The organism is Spongiactinospora sp. TRM90649, assembly GCF_029382225.1.
GTDB lineage: Bacteria > Actinomycetota > Actinomycetes > Streptosporangiales > Streptosporangiaceae > Spongiactinospora.
In genome coordinates this window covers 1-739 of record NZ_JARLTC010000105.1, presented here as the reverse complement: position 1 = coordinate 739, position 739 = coordinate 1, and the positions used below count along the sequence as shown (strand labels likewise).

The following is a 739-nucleotide window of genomic DNA, read 5'->3' as shown; positions in this document are numbered from 1 at the left end:
GCCGCAGGGTGAAGAGGCTGACGGTCTCCCACGCGTTCCACTCGGTGCTGATGGAGCCGATGCTCGCCGAGTTCGGCGAGGTCGCCGGTCAGGTGGAGTACCGCCGGCCGCGTGTGCCGATCGTCTCGAACGTCACCGGTGAGCCGGTCGAGGAGTACACCGGCGAGTACTGGGTGCGCCACGTGCGCGAGGCCGTCCGGTTCGCCGACGGCGTCGCGACCCTGCACGGGTTGGGCGTGACGAAGTTCCTGGAGATCGGTCCCGAGGGCGTGCTGACCGCGCTCGCCCAGCAGTGCCTGCCCGGGGCCTCGGCCGTGCTGGCCGCGACGCTGCGCGGCAAGCGGGTGAAGCACGGCGAGCCCGGCGCGCTGCTGCGCGGCGTGGCCAAGGTCTACACCCACGGTGTGGACGTGGACTGGCGCGCCGTCTACGCCCCCTGGGGCGGCGGACAGGTCGAGCTGCCCACCTACGCTTTCCAGCGGCAGCGGTACTGGATGGACGCGGTCGTCCTGGGCGGCCTCCCCGCCGGGGACGCGCGTCCGGCCGATGAGACGGAGACCCGCTTCTGGGAGGCCGTCGAGTCCGAAGACCTGAACACCCTGGCCGAGACCCTGCGCCTGGCCCCCGAGGACGGGCTGGACAACGTCCTCCCCGCGCTGTCCGCGTGGCGGAAGGATCGCCGTGAGCGTTCCGTCCTGGATTCATGGCGCTACCAGGTGTCCTGGACCCCGCTGGAGGC

The 739-nt window shown here is 72.1% G+C and carries 1 protein-coding gene; it reads left to right on the top strand.

Annotation, left to right across the window (positions count from 1 at the left end; translation table 11 throughout):
* Positions 1-739, top strand: a 739-nt coding sequence (locus P3X83_RS43185; protein ID WP_346742800.1) for an acyltransferase domain-containing protein, incomplete at both ends; no start/stop codon positions are given.